Genomic DNA, 8,923 nt, shown 5'->3' on the forward strand with positions numbered 1-8,923 from the left:
GCGGGTGGAGAACAAAATGTGGTTTTCTCAGAATGAAAAAAAATTCCAAAAAAACAAATCTCAAATTAACTTAAAGCTCCAAACTACAAACAAGATCATATGGTCTGGAAATTAAGATGTTGGTCATTGTAATTTATTTGTTTTTTGTATTTTGAATATTGTGATTTAGTAGGCTTATGCTTCGCTTCGCATCACCCTATTTTCTGTTTCTCATGCTGCTGTTGCCGGCGATCGTCTGGCATCGTTATCGCCGCCACCGGACGCCGACCATGGCCAACAGTGCCCTGTTCCCCGCCGCAGGCATCCCGGCATCACCGGCCCTGCGGCTGCATCGTCTGGTGCCGGCCATCAAATACACGGTGCTTTGCTTGATGGTTCTGGCCCTGGCCCGGCCCCAGTGGGGTACCGAGCGCACTGAAGTCCTCACCGAAGGCGTCAACATCGTGCTGGCCCTGGACCTGTCCGAAAGCATGGCCGCCCTTGATTTCAAAAAAAAAGGCCGCGTTGTCAACCGGTTGGAGGCAGTCAAAGAGGTGGTGCAGGAATTCGTCTCCAAGCGCAGCGGTGACCGCATCGGCATGGTGGTCTTCGGTACTCATGCCTACACGCAGCTGCCCCTGACCCGGGACTACAACACCATGGTCAGTATTCTGGACCGCCTGGAAATCGGTGCCGCCGGCAAAAGCACGGCCATCGGCGATGCCATCGGCATCTCTTTGAAACGGCTGGCCGACATCGAAAGCAAGTCCAATATCATCATCCTGCTCACCGACGGCCAGAGCAATGCCGGCGAACTCTCGCCGGACACCGCCGGTGAGATCGCCGCGCAAAAAGGGGTGAAGATCTACACCATCGGTGTGGGCACCCGGGGCAAAGCGCCCTTTCTGGTCAAGGACCCCCTGTTCGGCGAGCGCTATGTCTACCAGCAGGTGAATATCGACGAAGACGTACTGCGCGCCATCGCCGACAAGACCGGGGGGCTCTATTTCCGGGCCGAGAACATAGAGGGATTGCAACGGATCTATGACACCATCGACGCCATGGAGACCACCGCGGTCAAGGTGGACATCTTTGCCGAATACAACGAGATCTACCCCTGGCTGTTGATTCCGGCATTGATAATGCTGCCCCTTTACGTCATCTTGCGCAACACGAGATACCTGATCATTCCATGAGATTGTTTTGGCCATGACGTTTTTCAAAACCGAAATGCTGTTTTTCATCTGGGCCGTACCGGTGCTGTTCTTGGTGATCTTCTACGGAATGCGCCGGCGGCGTGAGATCATGCATCGCTTCTCTTCCGTCCATGGCCTCGAGGCTATCGCTCCGGACACCGTTGGCGGCCGGCGATGGGTCAAGGGATCTTTGCTCATGGTCGCAGTGCTCTTTACCGCCGTAGCCCTGGCCGGACCCAAATACGGCTACCGCTGGCAGGAGATCCGCCAGCAGGGGGTGGACATCATCATCGCCCTGGACTGCTCGCGCTCCATGACCGCCGCCGACATCCATCCCACCCGCCTGGAACGCGCCAAGCGAGAGGTGTTCGACCTGCTGGCCATGCTGAAAGGTGACCGTGTGGGGCTGGTGGCCTTTGCCGGCACGGCCTTTCTGCAATGTCCGTTGACCCTGGACTACAGCGCCTTCAATCTGTTTTTGAATGCCCTCTCACCGGACTATCTCCCGGTAGGCGGCACCGACATCACCGGCGCCCTGACAACTGCCCTGGACAGCTTCGACCCGAAAAGCGCTTCGGACAAAGCGGTGATCCTCATCACCGACGGTGAAAACACGGGCGGCGGCGAGCCGTTGAAGGCGGCCGAAACATTGAAAGAAAATAAAATCAAGCTGTTCTGCATCGGTGTGGGCGGCAGCGACGGGGTGCCGATTCCCGAACCTGCCGGCGGCTTTAAAAAAGATCGCTCCGGACAGATTGTGCTCTCGCGCCTGGATGAAAACACGCTCAAAAAAATGGCCGTCCTTACCGGCGGCACCTACGTGCGCTCCGTCGCCGGGGACATGGACCTGGACGCCATCTATACCGATGAAATCCGCCGGAAGATGGAAGCGGATACCGTCTCCTCGGGACGCAAGCAGGTCTGGGAGGATCGTTTCCAGTGGCCCCTGGCCTTGGCGCTGCTTTGCCTCGTGGCCGAACTGATGCTGCCCGTGACGCGTAAAACCATGGTGCCGGTACTGCTGGTAACCCTGCTGGTGATGCCGTCGGCTCCGGCTCGGGCCAACGATACCAGCCAGGGGATCAAGGCCTACGCGGCTGGTAAATATGAAAAAGCCCTCAAGCACTTTACCGATGCTCAGCTGGATGCTCCGGACAAGCCGGAATCCCTTTACAATGTAGCCGATGCTTACTATAAAACCGGAAATTTCGATGCTGCTGTCGAACACTACGAACAGGTGCTGGAGACCCATGACAACGCCCTCAAGCAGAAAGCCCTTTATAATCTGGGCAACGCCGAATTCCGGCGTGGCAATGCCAAGGCCGCCATTGGCCACTACGAGGCGGCGCTGGCCGTGGATCCGGACGACCAGCTGACCAAAGAGAACCTGGCGTTCGTCAAAAAAACGCTGGAGCAGCAACAGAAGCAACAACAGTCGGGAGACAGCCAGCAGGACAAGAAAGACCGGGAACAAAATCAGGAAAAACAGGACCAGGCATCTCCATCCGAGGGTGAGCAGGATCGTAAGCAACAGGAAGATCAGGCACAGGAAAAACCCTCTCCCTCTGATGGTCAGCAGGACCAAAAGCGGCCTGAATTCGGGGACGAGATGGATCAGGAACAGCAAGCGGATCAGTCCGGCGCAGTTCCGCCCAATGAACCCCAAGACGACCAGCAGACTGCCGCCTCATCCCGGCAGGCCCGGCCAGGAGAGCCAAGCGGCGATCCAGGGCAGGCCGAACGGATGCTCAACCGCCTGCAGGATCAGCCGGGACGGGCCCTGATGCCTGCCACCGGTCAGCAACGGGTGGAGAAGGACTGGTAATGGTCAGACAGCTGGTCATGGCGATCGCACTGTTTCTGACGGCAACTTCAACCGCCGATGCCGCCACCGTGCGCGCCGTGGTGGACCGCAACCAGGTTGCCGTGGGGGAGTCAATCAGCCTGCAGCTCACCATCGAAGGTGGCGACGGCGAAGCTGATCTGTCAGGGCTGGCGGACTTCAAGACCGTCTCCCGCGGAACCAGCAGCAGCTTCCAGATGATCAATGGCCGCACCTCCCGACAGATGATCTATAATTATGTCCTGATTCCCCTGAAAGCCGGAAGTCTGACTATCCCGGCCATCCCGGTGACAATCGACGGCAAGATGCACTATACGACCCCCATCGGCATCACGGTTTCCAGGGAACCCCCGGCCGACAGCGGCCAGCGCGATGTGTATGTCACCGCCGAGGTGTCGGATCCGGTACCATGGGTCGGTCAACAGATAGTTTACACCTTCCGGCTCTTCAACGCCGTTCAGGTGGCCGACGCCAAGTTCCAGGCCCCGGAATTCAACGGGTTCACAGCCGAGGAATTGGAGGATCGCCAATCCCATCGAACGGTGGTCAACGGACGGGAATTCATCGTGACCGAGGTCAAATTTATCCTGGTTCCGGTGAAAACAGGCGCTCTAGAAATTGATCAGGCAGTGCTTCAGGTGAGTTTGCTGCAGCGCAACCGACGGCCGCGGCCCTTCTCCGGCATGGACAGTTTTTTCGGACGCAGCCAAATGACCACCCGCATCCTTGAAACCGACCCCATTGCGGTCCAGGTAAAAGACCTGCCAACCAGGCCGCCGGGGACGCCCTTCTCGGGTCTGGTGGGCCGGTTCGTGATTGCTGCCAGTCTGGACAAAACGACCCTCAAGGTCGGAGACTCAACCACCCTGGCCGTCACCATCAGCGGTACCGGAAACATCATGGACGCCCAGGCGCCGGTCATTCCCACACCGACCGAATTCAAGGCTTATGCCGACAATCCCGAAGCGCAGATCCAACCGGGCCCGCAAGGCTACTCGGGAGACAAAGTTTTCCGTACGGCCCTGGTCCCCGTCCAGACCGGACAATATCGCATCGACCCTATTGTATTGACCTATTTCGACGTGGAATCCGGGGAATACCACGACATCGCTACATCGCCTTTCGATCTCACCGTGTCGCCTTCCGAGGCGGCGGCCGACATCGACGTGTTCCGGGCATCCCCCGAACAAACCCCTTCGCTCAAAAAGCGGGTCGAGTTTACCGGTCGGGATCTCCTTCCGCTGAAAGAGGGATTGGAGGCCCTGAAACCCCAAAGATCCCTGCCGACCAGATGGTTCGGCCTATTCATGGCGATACCGGTATTGCTTTTTCTGGCCGTCAGAACCGTCATGCAGATGGCCCAGAAGGACGACTCACCGGGCCGAATCATGGCCGATCGAGCCAGAGTGGCGCTTAAATCCGCCGCCTCCGCCGACACCACGGATACCGACTTTCTTTCGGCCCTTTACCGGGCCCTGGTGTCGGCCATTCTCGGACGACAGGGCGTCATGGGTACATCCCTCACCTGGTCGGAGGCTAACGCTCGACTGCTGGAAATCGGGTGGAATGCGGATGATGCCGCGGCCACGGCGCGGCTTCTCGAAACGATCGAATCCTTCAACTACTCCGGCGGCAGTCTGGACATGCAAAAACGGGCGGATCTGCTGGAACGGACCCGGCAGGCGGTGCGGAGGCTGACCCGATGAAAGCATGGTTGCTCACCACCGGAAGCCTTGTGCTGCTCCTGGCGGTTGCCGCCACTGCCCCGGCAACGCCAAACGCACGCACCTTCATGGACGGCACCGAAGCTTACCGCAACGGGGATTGGCCGGCGGCCATCGCCGCCTTTGAAAGCCTGGTCGCAGCGGGCGTAAATAACGGCAACCTCTTTTACAACCTGGGCAACGCCTACTTGAAAAACGAGGACCTGGGACATGCCCTGCTGTGGTATGAGCGGGCCCTGAAACGCATTCCGGACGACCCGGACCTGCGCTTCAACTACGACTACGCCTTGACCCTGACCAAGGATGAACGCGGCCAAAAGGAATCACCCCTGCTGCGGATCCTCTTTTTTTGGAAATACCAGCTCAGTGAGGCAACCGTGCGCTGGGCAGCCCTTCTGCTCAATGCGGTGTTGTGGACGGCGCTTTCCGTATTGGCCGTCCGTAAGAAAAGACGCCTGCGCCCCAGCATCATCCTCGCCGCCGCCGCCACGCTGATCTTCACCGCCACGGCTGTCTTCAACTATGTCGAAGCCGTCCGGGTGCGGCATGCCGTGATTCTGTCCGAACAGGCGGCCGTCCGCTCCGGTTTCACAGATAGCGCCACCCAGCTCTTCGTCCTGCACGCGGGCACCAAAGTCCGTATCACACGCCAAACCGACACCCACCTGCTCATCCGCTACACCGCGGACAAGATCGGCTGGGTGAAAAAATCTGAAGTCGGGATTATCTGATTGCCGCCCATCTTCCATTGGGTAAAAATAATTAAGAATTCCAATGCCCAACCCTGCCGCCAAGCCTTTTTTCCTGTCCGCCCTTGCAAAGGACTACCCAATGCAATAGATTTGCATTGGAATTTTTTTTCGCGGATAATCAAAATATGGCCATGTAGATAAGGTTGGTGATGAAAAACATTACCGCATCGATTGTAATTGTTTTCACGATTATATACGGACTTTCTGGCAGCGGGTGGGCGGCGGAACGGGTTCCCGTGTTCGTCAGCATCGCCCCCCAGGCCTACTTCGTGCAACAAATTGGCAAGGATCTTGTCGATGTGCAGGTGCTGGTGGAGCCCGGCGCCGATCCGCACACCTATGAACCCAAACCGCAGCAGATGGTGGCCCTGTCCAGGGCGGTGCTCTATTTTGCCATCGGCATCGAGTTTGAGACCGCAAAATTGGCCAAAATATCCGCCGTGAATCCTCGCATGCAGGTGGTTCACACCGACCATGGCATCATGAAACTGCCCATGGCGAACCATGATGACCACGGCAAGAAAGATGAACATGGAGAAGATCACCACCAGGGCAGTCTCGATCCGCACATCTGGCTCTCCCCACCCCTGGCGATGCTGCAGGCCCGGTCGATCCTCGCGGCACTTCAAGCCGTTGACCCGGTCCATCGGTCGACCTACGAAGCCAATTACCGATCGTTCATCCTGGACATCGTCGATCTGGATGCCCAGTTGCGAGCGACTTTTGACGGATTGAAGGGATCACCATTCATGGTGCTTCACCCCTCCTGGGGTACATTTGCCCACACCTATGGGCTGAGGCAGGTACCCATCGAAGTCGAAGGCAAAAGCCCGAAACCAGCCCAACTCCAGGATCTGATCGCGCGTGCGCGAACCGATGGAGTCAAGGTGGTTTTCGTCCAACCCCAGTTCTCGTCAAAAAGCGCCGAACAGATATCCAAGGCGATCGGCGGGCGGGTAGCTGTTGTCGATCCACTGGCCCGGGACTGGTCAAATAATTTGCGCCAGGTGGCCGAGGAATTTAAGAATGCATTCGAATGATCACCCACACGGCGAGCCCATCATCCGGATCGCGGATCTCGACTTTGCCTACAACGGGCAGCGCGTGCTCCAAAACGTCAATCTGGAGGTATGGGAGGGGGATTTCATCGCCATGATCGGTCCCAATGGCGGCGGTAAAACCACCCTGCTCAGGCTCATGCTGGGACTGCTCAAGCCGGAGCGGGGCCGAATCCGGGTCATGGGAAAACCGGCGACACGGGTCTCCCATCACATCGGTTATGTGCCCCAGGATGTTCACATCAACCGCAGTTTTCCCATCACGGCCCTGGACGTGGTCCTCATGGGTAAGCTGGCGCCCGGAAGAAGATGGTCAACCAACGCGCAGCAGGACCGCCGGGATGCCCTGGAGGCGCTGGAACGAATCGATATGGCCGACCTGGCTCATCGCCGCATCGGTGAACTGTCCGGCGGCCAGCGCCAGCGGGTGTTCATCGCCCGGGCCCTGGTCACCCGTCCCCGGCTGCTGTTGTTGGACGAACCCACGGCAAGCATCGATTCAAGGGGACAGACGGACTTTTTCCGATTGCTTAAACGGCTGAACAGCGACATCACGATTATTGTGGTCAGTCACGACCTGTTGGTGATCTCCACCTACGCCAAGTCAGTGGCCTGTGTGAACGGCCGGCTGCACTACCACCGGCAGGCTGAAATCACCGGTGACATGCTCGAGACCATGTACCCGTGCACCGTCGAAGAGGTCTGCCCGGTGGAACTGGTAACCCACGGTCACCTGCCCCACCGGGTGCTGCAGCACCACAAGGAGTGATCGATGATCGAGGCCCTGCAGTTTGAATTCATGCGCAACGCCCTGGCCGCCGGTCTGCTGGCCAGCATCATCTGCGGCATCATGGGCACCCTGGTGGTGGTCAACCGAATCGTTTTCCTCTCCGGGGGCATCGCCCATGCCGCCTATGGGGGCATCGGCCTGGCCTTTTACTTCGGCTGGCCCTACCTGGCGGGAACCCTGAGCTTCTCACTGGGCGCAGCCATGATCATGGCCGCCGTTACGCTGAAGGCCCGGCACCGGGCCGACACCATCATCGGCGTCATCTGGGCCCTGGGCATGGCCTGCGGCATTATCCTGATCGACCTGAGCCCCGGTTACAACGTGGATCTGATGAGCTACCTGTTCGGCAGCATCCTGACCGTACCGGACACCGATCTGTGGATCATGATGGTCATGGGCCTTTGCATCGTTGCCCTGGTGGCGGTCTACTACAAGGACCTGTTGGCCCTCTCCTACGACGAGGAGTTCGCCCGCATTCGCGGGGTGCCGGTGACCGCCCTTTATTTCCTGCTCATCGGCATGCTGGCCGTGACCGTGGTGATGGTGATTCAGGTGGTGGGATTGATCCTGGTGATCGCGCTGCTGACCATTCCGCCCTTCATTATGGAAAAGCACGCCCGGTCCCTGCTGCAGATGATGATCGGCGCCAGTGTGCTGGGTGTGGTGTTTACCGTAGTCGGGCTTTGGATTTCCTACGCTTTTGACCTCACCTCGGGGGCTTCCATCATCATGGTGGCCGGCCTCTTTTTTTTCCTGAACCTGCTGGTTGAGCGGTGGGTCCCCAAGCCAGGAAAACTACCGCGATCCCGGACCGCGGAAGAAGATACCACAGTGGATCCGCAGAGGAGCTAGCATGTGCAATCAGTGCAATTATGAGGACCTGCTGAACACCGCCCGTCTGGATGCAACCGACAACCGGGTTCGTGTGCTCGAAGTCATCGGCAACAACAGCTGCCCCCTCTCCGCCGCCGATATTTACAACACCTTGGGACGTAACGGCAGCATCAACCGGGTTACCGTCTACCGCATCCTGGACCTGCTGGTGGAACACGAACTGGTGGACCGTATCAGCACCGGCGGCCGGGCATTTTACTATGGTATGGCCCCCAATGCGAACCACCACCCCCATCCCCATTTTTACTGCAAACGTTGCGGCCAGATGGACTGTTTGACACCGGACAGCCTGAATGTTGACAGCGACCATTTGTGGAAAACTTTTCCAGGCCGCATCGACAAGGTGGAAGTCCGAGTGGACGGCATCTGCAAAAACTGCATGAAATAACCTGTCGCACGTTTCGTGCCGGCCGGGGTGCACGGGTTGTGTTCTTCTGGCGGCCATGATCGATCCGCTCACCATTCTTACCGGCAGGCGCAGGTTGGCCAACGCTCATGGTTCCACCAGCCGCACCTGTTGGAATGACTGCATGGGCAGTCCGACAGCCTCCGGCAGAATAGCGGCAAAATTGGGGCTGCCGATGCGATGCAGGTAAACGGCCGGGGAATCCCGTCCAGATTCGTCCAGGTGGGTCAGGTAAACCCGAGTATGGATTCCCTCGTCAGGTTTGGACGAAAAAACCATCC

9 protein-coding genes are annotated in these 8,923 nt (G+C 58.3%); 8 read left to right on the plus strand and 1 reads right to left on the minus strand.

Annotation, left to right across the window (positions count from 1 at the left end; translation table 11 throughout):
- Positions 1–176 precede the first annotated feature (176 nt).
- From ABYV26_RS14770 to ABYV26_RS14805, 8 genes are all read left to right on the plus strand, one after another.
- Positions 177–1,175, plus strand: a complete 999-nt coding sequence (locus ABYV26_RS14770) for a VWA domain-containing protein (RefSeq protein WP_372682120.1) — start codon at positions 177–179, stop codon at positions 1,173–1,175.
- A gap of 13 nt (positions 1,176–1,188) precedes the next feature.
- Complete coding sequence (locus ABYV26_RS14775) at positions 1,189–3,000, plus strand: VWA domain-containing protein (protein ID WP_372682121.1); 1,812 nt, start codon at positions 1,189–1,191, stop codon at positions 2,998–3,000.
- A complete protein-coding gene (locus tag ABYV26_RS14780) occupies positions 3,000–4,724 on the plus strand; it encodes a BatD family protein (protein ID WP_372682122.1) in 1,725 nt (574 codons plus the stop codon). Before ABYV26_RS14775 ends, ABYV26_RS14780 begins: the two co-directional genes overlap by 1 nt.
- Positions 4,721–5,473, plus strand: coding sequence for a tetratricopeptide repeat protein (locus ABYV26_RS14785; RefSeq protein WP_372682123.1), 753 nt, complete (start codon positions 4,721–4,723; stop codon positions 5,471–5,473). The genes ABYV26_RS14780 and ABYV26_RS14785 overlap by 4 nt, the downstream gene beginning before the upstream one ends.
- A 170-nt stretch (positions 5,474–5,643) precedes the next feature.
- A complete protein-coding gene (locus tag ABYV26_RS14790) occupies positions 5,644–6,534 on the plus strand; it encodes a metal ABC transporter solute-binding protein, Zn/Mn family (RefSeq protein WP_372682124.1) in 891 nt (296 codons plus the stop codon).
- Complete coding sequence (locus ABYV26_RS14795; protein ID WP_372682125.1) at positions 6,521–7,321, plus strand: metal ABC transporter ATP-binding protein; 801 nt, start codon at positions 6,521–6,523, stop codon at positions 7,319–7,321. Before ABYV26_RS14790 ends, ABYV26_RS14795 begins: the two co-directional genes overlap by 14 nt.
- A 3-nt stretch (positions 7,322–7,324) precedes the next feature.
- On the plus strand, positions 7,325–8,194 hold the full coding sequence (locus ABYV26_RS14800; protein ID WP_372682126.1) for a metal ABC transporter permease: 870 nt from the start codon (positions 7,325–7,327) through the stop codon (positions 8,192–8,194).
- 1 nt (position 8,195) lies between these two features.
- A complete protein-coding gene (locus ABYV26_RS14805) occupies positions 8,196–8,624 on the plus strand; it encodes a Fur family transcriptional regulator (RefSeq protein WP_372682127.1) in 429 nt (142 codons plus the stop codon).
- A gap of 105 nt (positions 8,625–8,729) precedes the next feature.
- On the opposite strand, the gene ABYV26_RS14810 is transcribed toward ABYV26_RS14805, so the two are convergent.
- On the minus strand, positions 8,730–8,923 hold a 194-nt coding region (locus tag ABYV26_RS14810; protein WP_372682128.1), incomplete at its 5' end, for a hypothetical protein.

This window comes from Desulfosarcina sp. (assembly GCF_041551955.1).
Taxonomy (GTDB): domain Bacteria; phylum Desulfobacterota; class Desulfobacteria; order Desulfobacterales; family Desulfosarcinaceae; genus Desulfosarcina.

Bases quoted from the DNA above. Each gene is read 5' to 3' on its own strand.
- ABYV26_RS14770 (WP_372682120.1), top strand. From the start codon at position 177: ATGCTTCGCTTCGCATCACCCTATTTTCTGTTTCTCATGCTGCTGTTG.
- ABYV26_RS14775 (WP_372682121.1), top strand. From the start codon at position 1,189: ATGACGTTTTTCAAAACCGAAATGCTGTTTTTCATCTGGGCCGTACCG.
- ABYV26_RS14780 (WP_372682122.1), top strand. From the start codon at position 3,000: ATGGTCAGACAGCTGGTCATGGCGATCGCACTGTTTCTGACGGCAACT.
- ABYV26_RS14785 (WP_372682123.1), top strand. From the start codon at position 4,721: ATGAAAGCATGGTTGCTCACCACCGGAAGCCTTGTGCTGCTCCTGGCG.
- ABYV26_RS14790 (WP_372682124.1), top strand. From the start codon at position 5,644: ATGAAAAACATTACCGCATCGATTGTAATTGTTTTCACGATTATATAC.
- ABYV26_RS14795 (WP_372682125.1), top strand. From the start codon at position 6,521: ATGCATTCGAATGATCACCCACACGGCGAGCCCATCATCCGGATCGCG.
- ABYV26_RS14800 (WP_372682126.1), top strand. From the start codon at position 7,325: ATGATCGAGGCCCTGCAGTTTGAATTCATGCGCAACGCCCTGGCCGCC.
- ABYV26_RS14805 (WP_372682127.1), top strand. From the start codon at position 8,196: ATGTGCAATCAGTGCAATTATGAGGACCTGCTGAACACCGCCCGTCTG.